The following is a 20286-nucleotide window of genomic DNA, read 5'->3' on the forward strand; positions in this document are numbered from 1 at the left end:
TTGTTTCAATGGAAAATAACATAAAAAAATATTTCGGAATTTCCTCTTGGGCAATCAACAACCGAATGACAGTATTTGTAATTATGGCAATACTTTTAATCGGTGGATTGATGTCTTATATGAATCTTCCTCGAGAAGCCTTTCCAGAGATTGTTGAATCTAAGATTTATGTGAGTTCAGTATATCCAGGAAATGCTGCAGAAGATGTAGAAAAATTAATTACAAAAGAACTTGAAGACGAGATTAAAAATATCAGTGGTGTAGATAAAATTACATCGAATTCATTACAAGATTATTCAATGATTGTTGTAGAATTTGATCAAGATATTACACCAGATGAAGCGAAGTTAAAAGTTCAAGATAAAGTTGACATTGTAAAAGGTAAAGATGATTGGCCAACGTTGGATTCAGGTGCAAAAGTAGAACCTAATGTTTTTGATTTAAATATTTCAGAAGCAACTCCAATGTTGAATATCAATTTAACTGGAGATTTTACAAAACAACAATTAAAAGATTACGCTGAATATTTAGAAGATGAAATTGAAGACTTACCAGAAATCAAAGAAGTTGATATTCTTGGTGTGCAAGATAAAGAGGTAGAAGTAGCTGTAAATATTAATAAAATGGCTGCTGCAAATGTTTCTTTAGGACAAGTTATTCAAGCAATTCAAAATGAAAATGTAACTATTTCTGGTGGAAATATTATTACAAATGATTTAAAGAGAAATATTCGTGTAATTGGAGAAATTAAAGCTCCAAAAGAGATTGAAAACTTTGTTGTAAAAAGAGAAGACGGATTAGTTTTCATTAAAGATATTGCAAAAGTTATTTATCGTGAAAAAGATAAAACAACGTATGCACGTGAATACGAACAACCAGTAGTGATGCTGGATGTTAAGAAGAAAAGTGGTAAAAATATGATTTTTGCTGCGGAACAAATTCGTGAAATTGTACAAAAAGCACAAAAAGAAACGTTCCCAGAACAATTAAATATTTCTATTACAAATGACCAATCAACAAAGATTGAAGCTCAGGTTGCTGAATTAGAAAATAGTATCATTTTCGGTATTCTTTTAGTAGTTGGTGTTTTAATGTTCTTCTTAGGATTCCGTAATGCAATGTTCGTTGGTATAGCGATTCCACTTTCGATGTTAATGTCATTTATGATTCTTCCAATGATTGGTGGATCAATGGATATGAATATTACATTAAATACAATGGTTCTTTTCGCATCTGTAATGGGATTAGGAATGTTGGTAGATAATGGAATTGTTGTAGTTGAGAACGTTTATCGTTTGATGGATCAAGGTGTTCCACGAATGGAAGCGGCAAAACAAGGTGTTGGAGAAATTGCTTGGCCAATTATCGCTTCAACAGCAACAACACTTGCAGCATTCTTACCATTAGGATTATGGCCAGGTGTAATGGGTAAATTCATGATTTATTTCCCATTAACTCTAGGAACTGTTCTAGCTTCTTCACTTTTTGTTGCCTTAATTATTAATGCAATGTTGACTTCTGTATTTATGAAAACAGAAGAAAAAGAAATGACAAAAGCTTCTTTAATTCGAATCAGTGGTTTGTTAGCTGGATTTGGAATTTTATTGACAGTTTCTGGTCTTCTTAAAACAAATGTAGGATTACAAGGAATTGGAGCATTTTTATTAATTGGAGGATTTATAGCAAGTTTTATTGGATGGAAAAATCGTTCTAAAACTGCATTATTGAAAAAAGGAATGGGAATGATTGCAGGAGCTATTATCCTATTATTATTAAGTTTTGGTTCGGCAAAAACATTCTTTGGATTTGGTAATTTATTTATTCTTTTAGCTATTTTACTTTGGATTCATAAGTATTTCCTTTTACCAGCATCAGAAAAATTCCAATATAAATTATTACCTGCTTTAGAAAATAAATATGAAGCTTTCTTAAAATTTGCTTTAAGAGGAAGTAATTCTTATAAATTCTTCTTTGGAACATTTGGATTATTAATTGCTTCATTTGTAGTATTTGGAATTTCTAATATTAAAACAGAATTCTTCCCAGAAAATGATCCAAATCAAGTAATTGTTTATATCGAATATCCTGAGGGAACGGATATTGAAAAGACAAGAAAAGTTACGGAAAATATTGAAGAAAAAGTAATCAAGGTTCTTAGTGATTATGATGTAGAAAAAGATGGAAAACCATATAATTATATGGCGGAATCAATCATTTCACAAGTTGGACAAGGAGCTGGAAATCCACAAACTGATGGAGGAGCTTCTAACGAAATGCCACAAAAAGGAAAAGTTACTGTAATGTTCCGAGAGTTTAAATATCGTAGAGGAATGGACAGTAAAGAGGTGATGGAAGACATTCGTGAAGCTGTGAAAGGATATCCTGGAGTTTCTGTAATTGTAGATAAAAACCAAGATGGACCACCTCCTGGTTATGCAATTAACTTAGAAATTAGTGGAGAAGATTACAATGAATTAATGGGAGTTGCATCTGGAATGCGTGATTTCATTAATGAACAAAATATTCCTGGAATTGAAGAATTGAAATTAGATGTAAACGTAAATAAACCAGAATTAGAAGTTTATGTTGACAGAGAAAAAGCAGGAAGATTAGGAGTAAGTACAGCACAAATTGGAATGGCTTTACGTCAAGCAATTTACGGTATTGATGCTTCAACTTATAAAGACGGAAAAGATGATCATGACATATATGTTCGTTTTGATAACGACAGCCGTTATGATGAAGATAAATTATTCAATCAATCTATTACTTTTAGAAACAACCAAGGAAAACTTATCAGTGTGCCAATTTCTTCAGTTATCTCGAAGAGAAAAACAGCAACTTTTAGTTCTATTAAACGTAAAAACACAAAACGTTTGATTACAATTTATTCAAATGTTCTTGGAGGATTTAATGCGAACGAAGTTGTTGGAAAAATTGATAATGTTATCAAGAACTATGAACTTCCAAATAATGTTACCTATAAATTCACAGGGGAACAGGAAGAGATGCAGAAAAACATGAGTTTCCTAACAAAAGCGTTACTTATTGCCATCGCACTTATTATGCTGATTATTGTAGCACAGTTTAATTCGATCTCAAAACCAGTTATTATTATTACTGCAGTAATCTTGAGTTTTATAGGTGTATTATTTGGTTTAGTTCTGTCTGGAATGAGTTTCGTAATTATTATGACAATGCTTGGTATTATCTCACTTGCCGGAATTGTAGTAAATAATGCGATTGTACTGATTGATTATACACAACTATTAATTGATAGAAAGAAAGAAGAGTTAAACTTAGGTGATGACGATTTATTAAGCGTAGACGACTATTTTGAGGTGATTGTTGCAGGAGGAAAATCTCGTTTGAGACCAGTACTATTAACTGCAATTACAACTGTTCTGGGATTAATTCCACTGGCTATTGGATTTAACATTGATTTCTTCAGCTTATTTACTGAGTTTGATCCTAAGATTTATTTTGGAGGGGATAATTCAATTTTCTGGAAGCCGATGTCATGGACGATTATTTACGGTCTGACATTCGCAACTTTCTTGACTTTAGTTATCGTACCTGTTATGTTCTATTTATTAAATCGAGCTAAGGTTAGATTTAAAGAAAGTTAGAATTATTTTCTAAGTTAGTGAGTCTGAAAAAAGGTTATCTCTCCTGTGAGATAGCCTTTTTTTGTATTTAATATTTATTGTGAATTCTTAAATAAGAAATAGTAAAAAAAGAAAAATTAAGCATAAAAAAAACCTGTTCATAATTGAAACAGGCTTTTTTATTTATATAGAATTATCTCTTAAAATTCTGCATTTTGTGGAGTTCTAGGGAAAGGAATTACATCTCTAATATTCCCCATTCCTGTTACAAATTGAACTAATCTCTCAAATCCTAAACCAAATCCACTGTGAACTGCTGTTCCGAATTTACGTGTATCTAAGTACCACCATAATTCTTTTTCATCAATTCCAATTTCTTCCATTTTTTGTTTTAAAACATCTAAACGCTCTTCTCTTTGAGAACCTCCAACGATTTCTCCAATTCCTGGGAATAAAATATCCATTGCACGAACTGTTTTTCCATCTTCATTTAAGCGCATATAGAATGCTTTAATATCTGCTGGATAATCAAATAAAATTACAGGACATTTAAAGTGTTTTTCAACTAAGAAACGCTCATGCTCACTTTGTAAATCAGCTCCCCATCCATCGATTGGGAATTGGAATTTCTTCTTTTTATTTGGTTTCGAATTTCTAAGAATTTCAATTGCTTCTGTATAAGAAACTCTTTTAAAGTTATTATCTACTACAAAACGAAGTTTTTCAATCAATGCCATTTCACTTCTTTGTGCAGCAGGTTTTCCTTTTTCTTCTTGAATTAATCTTTGCTCCAAGAATTCTAAATCGTCTTTACAGTTTTCTAAAGTATAAGAAATTACACTTTTGATAAAATCTTCTCCTAAATCCATATTTGCATCTAAATCATTAAATGCAACTTCTGGTTCAATCATCCAGAATTCTGATAAGTGACGAGTTGTATTCGAATTTTCAGCTCTAAAAGTAGGTCCAAATGTATAAACTTTCCCTAAAGCCATTGCATAAGTTTCTGCTTCTAATTGACCAGAAACCGTAAGATTTGCTTCTTTTCCGAAGAAATCTTCTTTATAATTAACATCTCCTTCTTCTGTTAAAGGCGGATTTTTAGGATCTAAAGTCGTAACTCTAAATGTTTCTCCAGCTCCTTCTGCATCTGATCCTGTAACAATTGGTGAATGGAAATAGTAAAATCCATTTTCTGTAAAATATTTATGAACAGCAAAAGAAAGTGCAGAACGTAAACGCATAATTGCTCCGAACGTGTTTGTTCTAATACGTAAATGTGCATTTTCTCTTAAAAACTCTAAAGTATGTTTCTTCGGTTGAATTGGATATTCATCTGGATTTGAATCTCCTAAAATTTCCAAATCAGTTACTTGAACTTCAACAGTCTGTCCTTTTCCTTGGCTTTCTACCAAAGTACCAGTTATAGAAATAGCAGCTCCTGTAGATATTCTTTTCAATAAGTCCGGATTTGTATTCTCAAAATCAACAACACACTGTATATTCTTAATTGTTGAACCATCATTTAAAGCAATAAAACGATTGCTTCTAAACGTTCTAACCCATCCTTTTAAATGTACTTCTTGTAAAATTTTGTCTGAATTCAATAATTCAGCAACACTGCTTTTTTTCATCTTTTATCTTTTGAATCGCAAATATACTTTTTTAGGATTAAAAAATCAATTTCGTTACTACACTTATAATGAGTGTTTTTGGTTTTAAGAGCCATTTTAACTTTTTACTTAAAAATATATTTTGAATAAAAATGTCAAATGAATTATAAAGCTTGATTTTTAATAACTTATAATTGTAAAATCCTGTTAAAAAGAGCCTTTTTTCAAGAAAAACAATAAAAAAATAAATAAATTTAAGGTAGATTCTAATAAATCCTAGATTTCTAAAGATTATGTCACAGAAGAATAAAGATGTAGTAATTTGGTTTATCAATGAAATTTTAAATCCAAATCGACCTGAATTAGCTGAAGAAGTTTTTCATGTTGACGCAACAAGTACTGGAACAACTTCTGGACTTTTTGGTGAAAATAAATTAAAGGATTTAAGAACTTTTTCTGGATTATATCACAATTCTTTTAGCGATTTTCATGTAGAAATTAAAGAGATTTTTTCTGAAAGAGATAAAGTCTTTTTAGCAATAGAAATTTCTGGAACACACGATGGTGAAGATTTTTTAGGAATTCGAGCAAGAGGAAAAAAAATATCTTGGACGTCCTTTAATATTTATTATTTGAAAAAACATAAAATTTGGAAACATTGGGGAATTTCAAATTTAGATACAAGATTAGATTTACTTCGCTAAAAAAAAACACCAGATTTTAAAATCTGATGTTTTAAATTTTAATTATCTCTTGCTGCTGGCCACCAAAGTTGTAAATCGCTCCATTTAGAACGGAATTTTGCAATTTTTGCTTGTGTATCAGTTCGTAATAAATAATTTCTTAATAATTCTGCTCCTTTTGTATTTACACCTTCTACTTTTTCATTTTGAACTAAAGTAATTGACATTCGTCTTTGAAACATTGGATCTGCTGCAACTAAAATTTCTAAATTTGTCTTTTCTTTTGCATCATATTTTAAAAATGGTGAAGCTCCCCAAATAAAATATCCATTCTTTTCATTTGCTAATTTCGCAGCGTTTTTCATTGCAACAGGTTCTTTTAAATACCAATTTCCTTTTTCTGAATTTCCTGCTAAATCCCAAAAAATATCTGCTAAAAATGATACTCCTGGAATTGCATTATTGATAAAAATAGAATTTGTTTCTGCAATTTTCTTCAAAGCTTCTGAAGCATTTTTTATTCCTTTTATTCCAGCTGGATCTGATTTTGGTCCAATAATTACTGCTTGATTTGCAAAAACCATTTCTGGCCAAGTTCCCCAACCTTCAGAAACAAACTCTTCCACACCATGTTTTCCAAAATGAGAAATTACCAAATCCGCTTCGCCTTCCATTGCTTTTAAATACACATCCGAACCGCTATAAAGCTCTACTTTTAATCCTGTTTCTTCTTCAAATTGTGGTAATAAATAATCTATTAAACCACTATAATCTGGTGTGTTTACAGTTGCTAAACGAATGATAGAATTATCTTTTCGTTTGCTTCGAACAATTGTTTTTTCTTCTGTTTTAGAAAGATTTTCTTCTTTTGATTGATTTTTACAACTTGTGGAAAAAATCAAACTTATGATTAAAAATGTATAGACTAAATTTTTCATTTTTTCTGTTTTAAATTAATAAATAGCACATTTTTTATTCACAATTTAATTCTTCAGTAAATGAATTATTAGAATGAGAAATTAAATCGCCAACTGTAATTTCAGGAAGATTTGGACCTGTAGGAAATAAATTTAATTCTCTTTCCCAATCCAAAAATAAACTCGGATTTGATGGAATTGCTTCTTCATAAATATCCAAAATTGTATGAATTGTATTTTCGTTAAAAGCTGAAAATTCTGAATCTTTTAAAGCTTGAATTGTTCCATTTCTATCCGAATGAATTAAAGTTTGTGCGGAACAAATAGCTTGCGAAAAGGCTTTTAAAATTTCTGGATTTTCTTCTGAAAAAACATTCGTTGCAGCAAGAATATGAAGATTCATATTTGCTAAAGCAGGAACTTCTCCTCCTGAAATATCAACTAATAATATGGCATTTTGATTTATAATTGCATTTTCTAAATAAGGTGTATGCACAAAAATTGCATCAATTTCACCATTTTCAAAAGCATCATTTTGATCATGACCTTCGACAATTACTTTTGTTGCAATAGAATTTAAATCCAATCCTTGCGATGAAAACAATAATTCTAATCTAGGATCTGGACCTTTTGCTACACCAATTTTTAATCCTTCTAAACCTAATAAACGATCTTTTAAAGGCATTTCTAAACTTAAATTTCTTTCCGTAGCAATTGAGTTTTTAAGAATAATATTGGCTGCATCATTTTGAAATAATTTAGCAAAACCGACAATAGATTCATTTTTTGCAACAGAAGCCAAGAAATGGGGAGTCGTTTGAATTAAAATATCCGAACCATTCATTGCTTGCGGATTTTTTGGACTTCCAGTTGTAATTTCTAATTCTAAATTTTCTTCTTCAAAAAATCCTGCACCTTGCGCAATCCAAAAATTCAATAATTGCAAATTATCTTTTTCTGGATTAGGAATAAATAATCTTACTTTCTTTTTTTCTACAGTTTGATTTGAATCATCATCTGAAGAACAACTTGAAATTGTTGTGAAAAAGCTTAAAATTAAAAAGCTAAACAACATTGTTTTTGTGAATATTTTGTTTTTTATTTTCTTCATTTTATAGTTTTAAATTGATTGTTATTAAATCAAAATTGTAAAACCATTTTGTGAAAAAGAAAATTAATCAACCTATCTAAAGATTTTCTCAACAAAGAATAGAATTGTCTAAAAAACTAATGTGAAAATATGTTTTTGAAGAAATTGAAGTTTACATTGAAATGATTTAATTGTTGGTAGAAATATTTATAGAATATCGTAAATTAAAGAGAAATTTACCATCATGAAGCAAATTCAAATTAAAAATACAATTTCTCAAATGTTACTTTGGGGAGTTTTATGGTTTATCATTTCTCTTTTGATAAACATAGGGATAATTAGTTTTCATGATTTTTTAAAAACATTTTTAATTCAATTATTCGGAATTTTTTTAGTGATTTTTATCAATCAGAATTATTTGTTACCTAGATTTTATTTTCAAAAAAAAGTGATTTTATTCTTGATTTTAGGAATAATTTTATTGGCTTTTACAATTTGGATTGCAAGTAATTCAATATTTCCTTGGTCGAAATGGTTTCAATTACAAATTCTACCTTTTTCTAAAAATGTAGAAACTTCTAGATTTGAAATTCGCAGAATAAAATACCTTCTTCCGTTTCTTTTGGCTTTTGTTGGAAATACTTTAGTAGAAATTTCGAATTTGATGCGAAAACGAGAAAATGAAAAATTAAAAACAGAATTAAAATTTTTAAAATCACAAATAAATCCACATTTTCTCTTTAATGTTTTGAATAATATTTATGGTTTGGCTTTGATTAAATCTGATAAAACTTCTACGAATATTTTACGTCTTTCAGGAATGTTGCGATATATGTTATATGATTCCAATTCGGAAAAAGTTCCTCTGCAAAAAGAGATAGCATACATAAAAGATTACATTAAATTATTTGAATTAAAAGATAGTAAAGGAATGAATATTTCTACTTTTTTTGATGAAAGTTTTGGAAAAATTGAAATTGCTCCTTTGCTATTTATTCCATTTGTAGAAAATGCTTTTAAACATAGTAAAATTGAAGATAAAGAAAATGGAAAAATTGAAATAGAATTAAAGTATGATTCAAAGAAAAAGCAATTGCATTTTCGAGTGGAGAATACAGTTCCAAGTATGCATTTTGAAAAAGATAAAGTTGGAGGAATTGGTTTGATAAATGTGATGAAAAGATTGGAAATTCTTTATCCAAGCAAGCATAAATTGGATATTTTCTATACAAATGATACGTATATTGTTGATTTAAAATTGGATGTTTGATGAAAATGATAAGCTGTTTAATTGTTGATGATGAAGAAATCGCAAGATTAATTATTAAAGAATATGCAAATCGGTTGCCTTTTTTACAAGTTTTAGGAGAATGTAAAAATGCGATAGAAGCAATGGAAATGTTACAAGAAAATTCTGTGGATTTATTGTTTTTAGATATTCAAATGCCAGATATGTTGGGAACGGATTTTTTAAGAACATTAGCACAAAAACCAAAAGTAATTTTCACTACAGCTTATGCAGATTATGCATTAGAAGGTTTTGAATTAGATGCTGTAGATTATTTGTTGAAACCATTTTCTTTTGAGCGATTTGTGCAAGCAATTCATAAAGTAAATCAAATTGTAAATCCTAAAAATTCTCCAATTAAAAAAGAAAAGAAAAGAGAAGAAGAAACTAATTTTATTTTAGTCAAAGCTGATTATAAAGTTCATCGTGTTTTTTATGAAGAAATTCTTTATATCCAAAGTAGGAAAGAATATGTGATTTTTTATACAGATTCGACAAAAATTATGGCTTTAAGTTCATTGCGAAAATTAGAAGAAGAATTGCCAAAAAATACATTTATTCGAGTTCACAAATCATATATTGTTGCTAAAAATAAAGTGAAAGCTTTGGAGGGAAATCGAATTCATTTACAAGATGAAATTATTCCAATTGGAGCAAGTTATAAAGAAAAAGTTTTAAAAGAATTGTTTTAATAAAAGAGGATTTAATTTTAATTCTCAAATCATTACATAAAATTTGACTCACTAAATTCAATTTGTTTAAATTTGCATTCAAAATAAACAATTATAATGTATAGAAGTCATTCCTGCGGAGAATTACGTATGTCAAATGTTGGTCAAGAAGTAACTTTGGCCGGATGGGTACAGAAAATAAGAAATAAAGGTTTTATGATTTGGGTAGATCTTCGTGATCGTTACGGAGTTACTCAATTAATGGTAAATACAGAGGAATCAAATCCAGAAACTATTGAAAAAATGAAATCACTTGGACGTGAGTTCGTAATTCAAATTACTGGAGATGTAATCGAGCGTGTTTCTAAAAATCCAAATTTAGATACTGGAGATGTAGAGATTTTAGTAAAAGATTTAACGATTCTTAATGAAGCAGAAACGCCTCCATTTACTATTGAAGATGAAACAGATGGTGGGGAAGATCTTCGTATGAAATATCGTTATTTAGATATTCGTCGAAACCCTGTAAAAAACAACTTAATTTTCAGATCTAAAGTAACACAAGAAGTTCGTAATTTCTTATCTGGTGATGGATTTATTGAAGTGGAAACTCCATATTTAATCAAATCTACTCCAGAAGGAGCAAGAGATTTCGTTGTTCCTTCTCGTATGAATGAAGGACAATTTTATGCATTACCACAATCGCCGCAAACTTTCAAACAATTATTGATGGTTGGTGGAATGGATAAATATTTCCAGATTGTAAAATGTTTTAGAGATGAAGATCTTCGCGCAGACAGACAGCCAGAATTTACACAAATTGACTGTGAAATGGCTTTCGTAGAGCAAGAAGATATCATGAATACTTTCGAAGGATTAACTCGTCACTTATTAAAAGAAGTTAAAGGTGTTGAAGTAAATAAATTCCCAAGAATGACTTATGAGCACGCAATGAAAACATATGGAAATGACAAACCTGATATTCGTTTCGGGATGGAATTTGCTGAATTAAATGAAGTTGCTCAAAACAAAGGATTTGCTGTTTTTGATAATCAAGAATTAGTTCTTGGAATTGCTGTTCCAGGATGTGCAGATTATACAAGAAAACAAACAGATAATTTAATTAAATGGGTGAAGCGTCCACAAATTGGAGCTAGCGGATTAATCTTTGCTAAATACAATGAAGATGGAACTTTCAAATCTTCTGTAGATAAATTCTTCGGACAAGAAGATTTAAAACTTTGGGCTGATGCTACAGGTGCAAAACCAGGAGATTTAATCCTAGTTTTAACTGGAGAAACAAACAAAGTTCGTACGCAAATGAGTGCTTTACGTATGGAAATGGCAGAAACTTTAGGTTTACGTAAATCTGATGAGTTTGCTCCTCTTTGGGTAATTGATTTCCCTCTTTTAGAATGGGATGAAGAAACTGAGCGTTATCACGCAATGCACCATCCATTTACTTCTCCAAAACCAGAAGATATGCATTTACTTCCTACAGAACCTGGGAAAGTAAGAGCAAATGCTTATGATTTAGTTTTAAATGGAAATGAAATTGGTGGAGGATCTATTCGTATTTTCGATAAAGAAACACAACAATTAATGTTCGATTATTTAGGATTCACAAAAGAAGAAGCTGAAAAGCAATTTGGATTCTTAATGAACGCTTTCAAATACGGGGCGCCACCACATGGAGGTTTAGCTTTCGGATTAGATAGATTAGTAGCAATTTTAGGAGGACAAGAAACAATTAGAGATTTCATTGCATTCCCGAAAAATAACTCAGGAAGAGATGTAATGATTGATGCTCCTGATTTTGTGGATCAAGAACAATTAAATGAGCTTAACATTGCTTTAGTAAAGAAAGAAGAAGCTTAATTAATTTAAAATATATAATAGAAAGGGTTACAAAATGTAACCCTTTTTTATTTCCCTAAAGCATCTTTATATGCTTTTAAAACGCGTTCTCTTGCAAATTTATGTTCTACAATTGGTTTTGGATATTTGTTTGTTCCGAATTCTGGAATCCATTTTTTGACATATTTTAAATCTTTATCAAATTTTGTCAATTGTGTTTCTGGATTAAAAACTCTAAAATATGGAGCTGCATCTGCGCCACAACCAGCAACCCATTGCCAATTCCCAACATTAGAAGAAAGTTCGAAATCCAATAATTTTTCTGCAAAATACCTTTCTCCCCAAGTCCAATCAATTAATAAATGTTTGCATAAAAAACTTCCAACTACCATTCGAACTCTATTATGCATATAACCAGTTTCATTTAATTCTCGCATTCCAGCATCGACTAACGGATAACCAGTTTTCCCATCACACCATTTTTTAAATTCCTCTTCATTATTTCTCCATAAAATATTATTATAAGGCTTTTTGAAAGGTTCTTTTTCTGTTTCTGGACAAGCGTCAAAAATTTGCATAAAAAATTCTCTCCAAATCAATTCATTTAAATAAATCTGTTTTGGATCTTTTGTTTCTTTTGCATAATTCACCAATTTTCGAATGCTTACAGTTCCAAATCGTAAATGAGGAGATATAAAAGAAGTTCCTTCAATTGCAGGGAAATCTCTTTTTTCGGCATAAGAATTTAAAAGAGTTTTACTCATTTGAAAAGATAAAACTTTTTGATTGGAAATTTCAAAACCAATAGATTCTAAACTTGGAAAAGGAAAAGAAACATTTTGAATAAAATTAGAAGAAACTATTTCTAGATTTAATTCTTTGATATCTGTTTGATACATTTTTTCCTTCCATTTTCGCATGTACGGTGTATAAACTTTGTAAATTTTTCCATCAGGTTTTAAAATTTCTCCTTTCTTAAAAATGACATGATCTTTAAATAAATGAAAAGAAATGTTTTTAGAAATTAAAAAATCGCTTATTTCTTGATCTCTTTTTTTTCCGTAAGGCTCATAATCTTCGTTTGTATAAACAGCTGTTATTTTATGTTTTTTTACTAATTGTTGAAAAATTTCCATTGGTTTTCCATAAAAAACAGCAATATCTGATTGAAATTTTGTTTGAAGTTCTTCTTTTATATTTTTTAAAGTTTCATAAATAAAAGAAACACGAGTATCTTTTTTAGAAGATAATTCATCTAAAATAAATGTGTCAAAAATGAAAATTGGAAGAATATTTTTATTGTTTTTTAAAGCATGAAAAAGAGAAGTATTATCCAATAATCTTAAATCTCTTCGAAACCAATGAATTGTAATTTCTTGCATAAACAGAATAAAATCTAAAATGAATAATCAATAAAAATTAAAGATATTCAATTCCGCCAAGAAATAATAAAGAATTAATTGGAAAGAAAATTAAACAAATTCATTTTCCAGTTTTTCAACTGATTTTTTTCTTTTTAGAAAATCTTTTAAAATAGAAACTGTTTCCTCTAAGCTTTCGAAATGACTCATATGTCCGCCTTCAACAACTCGGTTTGGAATATGGTGTTTGTCTAATTTTTTAACTAAATCTTCGGTTGGAATAATTGAATCTTCTCTTCCACAAAGAGAAAGAACGGGGAATTCAGCGTTTTCAACAACAGAAATACGATTATTTCTTTCTTTCATTCCGTTTATTGCAGCAATAATTCCTTGAAGGTTTGTTTTTAAAGCTTGATCTGTACAGATTCGGATTTCTTTTTGAAGTTTAAATTTGTCTTTTTTAGAGAATAAATTTGCAATACTAATACGAATAAAAATTCTAGGATTCATTCGAAGAACGTTAATTGAGCGTTCACGTTGTAATTTTTTTTCTTCAGAATCGGCAAAAGGAGTAGAATTCATCAGGAAAATACCATGTACATTTTTTGGATTTTTTTCTGCTATTGCAAGCGAAACATAACCTCCCATGCTATGACCAACTAAATAATATTTTCGAAGTTTTAAAGATTTTAGAACTTGTTTAACGGCATCGGCCATTTGTTCCATAGTGTGAATGTATCCAATATTTTCAGATTTTCCGTGTCCGAGTAGATCAATTCGAACTATTTTATATTTTTTCTCAAAATAAGGAATCATTTGATCCCACATAAAAAAATTCTCCAAAAAGCCGTGCAGAAATACAATTGTCTTTCCTTTCATATTTCCTGAGATAGAATAATGAATTCGAGCATTTCTATAATTATAAAATCTGCTTTCCGTGATTGTTTTTGGAGAATTTGGGGTCATCTTACAAAAAAATTACTCTAAAAAATTGCTTCAAAATACAATTTTTTTAGCAATAAATCTATTGTAATTTTGTAAAAATTTAATTTTTCGTAAAATGAATGAAACAAAAAAGAAAGTTTACTTTTTGTCAGGAACGATGTGTAATGAGAAATTATGGCAAGAAGTTTTTGCTTTAAGCTCTTCAATAGAAACGGTTTATATTGATACAACTTCAGCAACTTCTTTTGATGAAATTGATAAAATAATTGATAATTCAATAGAAAATGATGCAATTCTAGTTGGATTTTCGATGGGAGCTTTTGCAGCATTGCATTATACGATTCATTTTCCGAAGAAAGTTTCCAAATTAATTTTATTAGCTGTAGATTCTGAAGGCTTAAATGACCAAGAAATTGCTTTACGAAAAAGTACAATTAAGTTTTTAGAAAAACATTCATATAAAGGAATAGCAACTTTGAGAATAGAACAATTTTTACATCCGAAGCATTATTCTAATGAAAATATTGTTAAAGTTATCAAAGAAATGGATCGAGTTTTAGGAAAAGAAGTTTTGTTAAGACAATTAATAGCAACTTCTTTTCGTCAATCTTTAACAGATAGATTACATGAAGTGAAAGTTCCAACTTTATTATTATCAGGAGAAGCAGATGCATTAATATCAATAGAAAGTATGAAATTAATGCAAGAAAAAATTCCAAATGCAATTCATTTCACAATTGAAGAAACTGGTCATATGTTACCTTTAGAACAACCGATGGAAGTTATTTATAGCATAGAAGATTTTGTAGATTAACTTTTTTATAGAAGTTTATCTTTTATTTTTTGATAAATTGCGTTGACACGAAAAAAATCGAAAAAATGAAAGACGCATTTAAAGTTTTACATGAAACAAGACAAACTTTTTTAAAACTGATAGAAGGTTTATCGATTGAAGAATTAAATACAATTCCGAAAGGATTTAAAAATAATATTGTTTGGAATTTAAACCATTTGACAGTAACGCAACAATTACTTTGTCATCGATTATCAGGAGAAACTTGTTTGGTTTCTGATGAATTTATAGATAGTTATCGAAAAGCAACTTTCCCAAAACATAAAATTGAATTGGATTTATTTGAAGAACAAAAAAAACTGTTTATTGATATTCCTTTACAAACACAAAAATTATATGAAGAAGGACATTTTAAGAATTTCCAGCCATATATGACAAGTGCAAATGTCGGTTTAGATTCTTTTGAATCTGCTTTACAATTTAATAATTATCACGAAGGAATTCATTTAGGAGTTATGTTGGCTTTAAAAAAGTTGATTTAATTTAAAAAGAAATAAGAAAAAGCATTTTATTTCGACAAATAAAGAAATCTGATTTGTTTTAAGATTAAAAGAAAGTGAAATGAAATTTAATACAAAAGTAATCCACGGAAAGCAAGAACACGATCCTTCGACTGGAGCTGTAATGCCTCCAATTTATCAAACTTCTACATATGCGCAAATTTCGCCAGGAAAACACAAAGGATATGAATATTCTCGAAGTGCAAATCCGACAAGAACTGCTTTAGAAAATTCTTTTGCAAGTATAGAAAATGGAGAATTTGGATTGGCTTTTGGTTCAGGTTTGGCTGCAATTGATTGTGTTGTTAAATTATTAAAATCAGGAGACGAAGTAATTTCTACGAGTGATTTATACGGAGGAACGTATCGAATTTTTACACAAATTTTTGCGCAATATGGAATCAAATTTCATTTTATAGGAATGGAAAATGCAGAAAATATTGAAAATTATGTCAATGAAAATACAAAGATGGTTTGGGTAGAAACTCCAACAAATCCGATGTTAAATATTATTGACATAAAAAAATCTGTAGAAATTTCTAAGAGACACAATTTACTTTTAGTTGTGGATAATACTTTTGCGACACCTTATTTACAAAATCCATTAGATTTAGGAGCAGATGTTGTAATGCATTCTGCAACGAAATATCTTGGAGGACATTCTGATGTTGTGATGGGAGCTTTAATTACAAATGACAAAGAAATTGCAGATAGATTGTATTTTATTCAAAAATCTTCTGGAGCAGTTTGCGGACCAATGGATAGTTTTTTAGTTTTAAGAGGAATTAAAACTTTACATGTTCGAATGCAACGTCATTGCGAAAACGGAAAAGCAATTGCAGAATATTTAGCTGCACATCCGAAAGTTGAAAATGTTTATTGGCCAGGTTTTAAAACACATCCAAATCATGAAATTGCAAAAGAACAAATGCGTGATTTTGGAGGAATGATTTCTTTTACAACTGTTGGAAATAAAATGGAAGACGCAATTAAAATTGTAGAAAACTTAAAAATTTTCACTTTAGCAGAATCGCTTGGAGGTGTGGAATCATTAATAGGACATCCAGCTTCGATGTCACATGCTTCCATTCCAAAAGAAGAACGTGAGAGAATTGGTGTTGTAGATTCATTAATTCGTTTAAGTATAGGAATTGAAGATAAAGAAGATTTAATACAAGATTTTGAACAAGCTTTAGCTTTATTATAAAAGAAATTGAAGACTATTGATTAGTTATTTTCTATAAAATATCCCAACTCTGTTTTTTTGGAATTGGGATATTTTTTTGAAAACGAAAAGTATTTAGTTTGTTGCCCAGTCCATGACTTTCCATTTTCCATCTTTATTATGAAGTTTCAAATTATGGTTTTCATAGTTTAAAATTGCTGTTTCTAAAGAAATAGAATCAGTTTTCATAATTAAATTGTTTATATGGTTATCCGTTAAATTTTCAGAAGAAAAATAAAAAGGATTTTCTTCAAATTGACAAGGAAAAGCAATTGTTTCGCTTTTAGTACCTTCTTTTTGTGTTTTAAAAACAATGTCTAAACATTCTCCAAGCCAATAATCTTTTTCTTTTTGAATAAAATCATCACTGAATTTTCCAGATTCATTTAAAAAAGCAACATACTCATCGATTTTAAACATATTGACAGCATAAAAGCCATCATCATCAACAAAAACAATCGCTTTTCTTTTTTCTAGTAATTCCTTTTTATTTTTAGAATACCAATGGAAAAATTCTTTAGAACTTTTAGTTGCTTCTTCTTCGGCTTGTTTTAAGGGATTGACTTCACAAGCAAAAAAGAGTGGAAATGTAAAAAATGAAATTAGAATGTATTTTTTTAGCATAATTAACAAGATTTGAATTTTTTCAAATCTAAAAAATATAGATTTCGATTGCAATTTCCTTTAAATAATAATGAAGTTGTTTGAAAATGTATAATTGAATTTTAATATTTAAGATTATTCATTTTTTTAAACAATTTCAATAAATAAAAGAAAAACTGAGTAGAAACGAAATCGGAAGTCAAATAAAAATAGCTGAAATCGAATCTACCCAATTTTTAATATTAATAGAAAATATTATGAGGTTCTTTTAAATCTCCTGGACTTGTACTATGTTCATAGAAATGAAAACGTTTTTCGATTGTATGTTTTACATTTCCATCAAGATCTTTGTATTTTTTGGTAACAGTAATTGTGGGTTTATAACCAGGATTAATAAATTCTTGATGACGACCATCGATTACGATTTCTGCAAGAGGATATTCATGTTTATCTTCTTTTCCAGCATATTCCGCCCAAAGTCGTTTCCATTCATAAATTGGAAAAATAATTAAAGTCGATTCCCAAGCAGCATCACCAGAAACAAGATTTCCTCTTGGAACAAAAACTTCATTAGAAGTATAATTTGTATGACATCTTAATCGACCTAATTCTTGTTGATTTCCATTTTCATCAAAATAGCGTCCACCCATATTTGTGTGAATTGCTTGACTAACTCTTTCGTTGTGATGAACTTGGTAACGAACTTTGATTCGTTTACAAGGAGAGTTTTTTAAATATTCTTTGTCTAGAATATAACTTTTATTTCCATGAATTTCTACATTATTATTAAAATCAGAAATATTAGAAATCCATTTACAGAGTCGATTGTTATATTCAATAGACATTTCAGGATTGTTTACGATTTTTACTTTGTCTTGAATTAGGTTTCCGTCACCTAATTGATTAATCCAAGAAGCATCTTTAACAGCAGTATTTTCAATTTCAATTCCATTTAAAGCAAAAAGATTTTCGAAGAAATCCATTGATTCTAGATTCGGTAAATCTGTAAAATGAATATTTCCATTTAATCTTCCGAGAGCGGTGAAAGCAGTAATTTCATTTAAACTTTCATTATTTCTAATTTGTAAATGTGCTCCCATATCTGTTAATCCAACAAAACCTTGAATAGATTCTAGAGCAGGATTATCATAAATAGTAATTGAGTTTGTAGCAATCATTCCATTAAAACCATCAATAATTTTTAGGTTTGGATTTTCAATAATTACCAAGCGATGATATATTCTATCAATTTTATCAAAACCAGCAACAGAGTCTAAAGCTGGATTTTTCATAATGACTAATTCGCCATTAAGTCGTTCAATTGTGTTAGATAAATTACTTAGGTTAGAAATATTTTCACCAGAAACGATGATACGTCCGGTAACGTTACCACTTTCACAGTGAAAATTATCAACTTCCTCTTGTGTTGTGAGGTAAATTTCAGCGATTACACATTCATCATTTGCTAATCTAGCATTCATGTCAGAATCATTTCCGCTTTGAACATCATGTAAATCATTGTCTTTTGTGCAGCCGTAATAAAGCAAAAGTAAGGTTAGGATTGCGAGATAGGGCAGAGGTTTCATGATTTATTTGTTTTTGGATGAAAATCAAATTTCCTTAATTCTATATAGATATTCTGTTAAAAAATAAGTAATTACCGTTTAATTATCTTTTTAAGAAGAAAAAATTAACAAGATTCATTAGTGAATTATTGATTTTAAGAATATCGATACATTTTTTTAAAAAATATTTCTAGAAAAAGGAAAGAAGAAAGAATTGACTGAAAAATAATTAAGTTTTTAGAAATCTAGATGTTACAAAAAATTAAAGGTAAAAATAAAGAAGAAGAGATAAAATTGAAGCATAAAATTAGAAGAGAAAATAAGGAAAGAAATAGAGAATAGAAATAGAGAAAGGAAGTCAGCTTTAATTTTTTTAGTCACAAGAAGTTAGAAAATAATTTTTATAAAATGTTAAAAAATATTGGGCGAAAAAAAATGATAAAAAACCTATTTGCTATATTAATAAATAGTTATACCTTTGCAGACCCGATTACGGGATAGGAATGTTTAATTGACAAATAAGATTAGTGTGAACACATTAAGTTACAAAACAGTATCAGCAAACAAGAACACTGTAAACAAAGAGTGGATCCTTGTTGATGCTAACGGAGAGACATTAGGACGTTTGGCTTCTAAAGTTGCAAAACTAATTAGAGGAAAATATAAGCCTAATTATACACCTCACGTAGATTGCGGAGACAATGTAGTAGTAATCAACGCTGAGAAGATCAATTTAACTGGAAAGAAGTGGACTGAGAAATCATACATCCGTCACACAGGTTATCCAGGAGGACAAAAATCACTTACAGCGACAGAGATGTTTGAAAAAGATCCTACTCGTTTAGTTGAGAAAGCTGTAAAAGGAATGTTACCAAAGAACAAATTAGGTAGCGCTTTATTCAGAAATTTATACGTATACGAAGGATCAGAGCACAATCAAGAAGCTCAAGCTCCTAAAGCTATTAACTTAAACGACCTTAAATAATATATGGAAATTGTTCATAAAATAGGTAGAAGAAAAACAGCTGTAGCTCGTATTTACCTTTCAGCAGGAGAGGGGAACATTACAGTAAACAAAAAAGAATTAAACGATTATTTTCCAACTGCAACTTTACAATACAAAGTAAGACAAGCTTTAGCTTTAACAGGAAATGAAGCAGCTTATGATGTAAAAGTAAACGTTTACGGAGGAGGAATCACTGGACAAGCTGAGGCTATTCGTTTAGCAATTTCTAGAGCTTTATCAGAAATTAACCCAGAGTTCAGAACAGTATTAAAACCAGAAGGATTATTAACAAGAGATCCAAGAATGGTTGAGCGTAAGAAATTCGGACAGAAGAAAGCTCGTAAGAAATTCCAATTCTCAAAACGTTAATCGTTTTTTATATCGCGTATTATACTTTGTATATACAAGATTATTACAAAAAACAAAAAATTCAGTTGCCGTTGTTCTAGATTTGTCTAGAAATTATGTTTAGCATCTAAATGCATAAGACTAAGGAAACTT

At 29.5% G+C, this 20286-nt stretch carries 17 protein-coding genes; 10 read left to right on the forward strand and 7 right to left on the reverse strand.

Features of this window, described 5'->3' with window-relative positions:
* The first annotated feature begins 8 nt into the window (after positions 1–8).
* Positions 9–3629, forward strand: coding sequence for an efflux RND transporter permease subunit (locus I1A51_RS16280; RefSeq protein ID WP_196895858.1), 3621 nt, complete (start codon positions 9–11; stop codon positions 3627–3629).
* A gap of 179 nt (positions 3630–3808) precedes the next feature.
* On the opposite strand, the gene asnS is transcribed toward I1A51_RS16280, so the two are convergent.
* Entirely contained in the window at positions 3809–5242 is a 1434-nt protein-coding gene (asnS, locus tag I1A51_RS16285; protein WP_196895859.1) for an asparagine--tRNA ligase, read from the reverse strand.
* Positions 5243–5514: 272 nt separating this feature from the next.
* Between asnS and I1A51_RS16290 the strand changes: the two genes are divergently transcribed.
* Entirely contained in the window at positions 5515–5925 is a 411-nt protein-coding gene (locus tag I1A51_RS16290) for an ester cyclase (protein WP_196895860.1), read from the forward strand.
* 38 nt (positions 5926–5963) lie between these two features.
* Here I1A51_RS16290 and I1A51_RS16295 read toward each other — a convergent pair whose 3' ends face one another.
* A complete protein-coding gene (locus I1A51_RS16295; RefSeq protein ID WP_196895861.1) occupies positions 5964–6842 on the reverse strand; it encodes a substrate-binding domain-containing protein in 879 nt (292 codons plus the stop codon).
* Positions 6843–6876: 34 nt separating this feature from the next.
* A complete protein-coding gene (locus I1A51_RS16300; RefSeq protein WP_196895862.1) occupies positions 6877–7932 on the reverse strand; it encodes an ABC transporter substrate-binding protein in 1056 nt (351 codons plus the stop codon).
* 223 nt (positions 7933–8155) lie between these two features.
* Between I1A51_RS16300 and I1A51_RS16305 the strand changes: the two genes are divergently transcribed.
* The 3 genes from I1A51_RS16305 (at position 8156) to aspS (ending at position 11748) form a co-directional block, all read left to right on the forward strand.
* Positions 8156–9181 (forward strand): sensor histidine kinase, encoded by a 1026-nt coding sequence (locus I1A51_RS16305; protein WP_196895864.1) that lies wholly within the window; start codon positions 8156–8158, stop codon positions 9179–9181.
* On the forward strand, positions 9181–9891 hold the full coding sequence (locus I1A51_RS16310) for a LytR/AlgR family response regulator transcription factor (protein WP_196895866.1): 711 nt from the start codon (positions 9181–9183) through the stop codon (positions 9889–9891). Before I1A51_RS16305 ends, I1A51_RS16310 begins: the two co-directional genes overlap by 1 nt.
* Positions 9892–9987: 96 nt before the next feature.
* Positions 9988–11748, forward strand: a complete 1761-nt coding sequence (gene aspS, locus I1A51_RS16315; protein WP_196895868.1) for an aspartate--tRNA ligase — start codon at positions 9988–9990, stop codon at positions 11746–11748.
* Between the two features lie 47 nt (positions 11749–11795).
* On the opposite strand, the gene I1A51_RS16320 is transcribed toward aspS, so the two are convergent.
* Entirely contained in the window at positions 11796–13109 is a 1314-nt protein-coding gene (locus tag I1A51_RS16320; protein ID WP_196895870.1) for a cryptochrome/photolyase family protein, read from the reverse strand.
* Between the two features lie 90 nt (positions 13110–13199).
* On the reverse strand, positions 13200–14054 hold the full coding sequence (locus I1A51_RS16325; RefSeq protein ID WP_196895872.1) for an alpha/beta fold hydrolase: 855 nt from the start codon (positions 14052–14054) through the stop codon (positions 13200–13202).
* A gap of 94 nt (positions 14055–14148) precedes the next feature.
* Between I1A51_RS16325 and I1A51_RS16330 the strand changes: the two genes are divergently transcribed.
* The 3 genes from I1A51_RS16330 (at position 14149) to I1A51_RS16340 (ending at position 16593) form a co-directional block, all read left to right on the forward strand.
* Positions 14149–14847, forward strand: coding sequence for an alpha/beta fold hydrolase (locus tag I1A51_RS16330; RefSeq protein ID WP_196895874.1), 699 nt, complete (start codon positions 14149–14151; stop codon positions 14845–14847).
* A 65-nt stretch (positions 14848–14912) separates the two neighbouring features.
* Positions 14913–15368 carry a DinB family protein gene (locus I1A51_RS16335; protein WP_196895876.1) on the forward strand — a complete coding sequence of 152 codons (456 nt, stop codon included), beginning with the start codon at positions 14913–14915 and terminating at the stop codon, positions 15366–15368.
* Positions 15369–15447: 79 nt separating this feature from the next.
* On the forward strand, positions 15448–16593 hold the full coding sequence (locus I1A51_RS16340; RefSeq protein WP_196895878.1) for a cystathionine gamma-synthase: 1146 nt from the start codon (positions 15448–15450) through the stop codon (positions 16591–16593).
* A 93-nt stretch (positions 16594–16686) separates the two neighbouring features.
* Here the strand turns inward: I1A51_RS16340 and I1A51_RS16345 are convergent, their stop codons facing one another.
* Complete coding sequence (locus I1A51_RS16345; RefSeq protein WP_196895880.1) at positions 16687–17235, reverse strand: hypothetical protein; 549 nt, start codon at positions 17233–17235, stop codon at positions 16687–16689.
* Between the two features lie 221 nt (positions 17236–17456).
* On the reverse strand, positions 17457–18800 hold the full coding sequence (locus tag I1A51_RS16350) for a hypothetical protein (protein WP_196895882.1): 1344 nt from the start codon (positions 18798–18800) through the stop codon (positions 17457–17459).
* Positions 18801–19308: 508 nt separating this feature from the next.
* Between I1A51_RS16350 and rplM the strand changes: the two genes are divergently transcribed.
* Entirely contained in the window at positions 19309–19764 is a 456-nt protein-coding gene (gene rplM / locus I1A51_RS16355) for a 50S ribosomal protein L13 (RefSeq protein ID WP_196895884.1), read from the forward strand.
* Positions 19765–19767: 3 nt separating this feature from the next.
* Entirely contained in the window at positions 19768–20154 is a 387-nt protein-coding gene (gene rpsI, locus I1A51_RS16360; protein ID WP_196895886.1) for a 30S ribosomal protein S9, read from the forward strand.
* Positions 20155–20286: the final 132 nt, after the last annotated feature.

Origin of the sequence: Aureivirga marina (assembly GCF_015767265.1) — a bacterium.
Classification (GTDB): domain Bacteria; phylum Bacteroidota; class Bacteroidia; order Flavobacteriales; family Flavobacteriaceae; genus Aureivirga; species Aureivirga marina.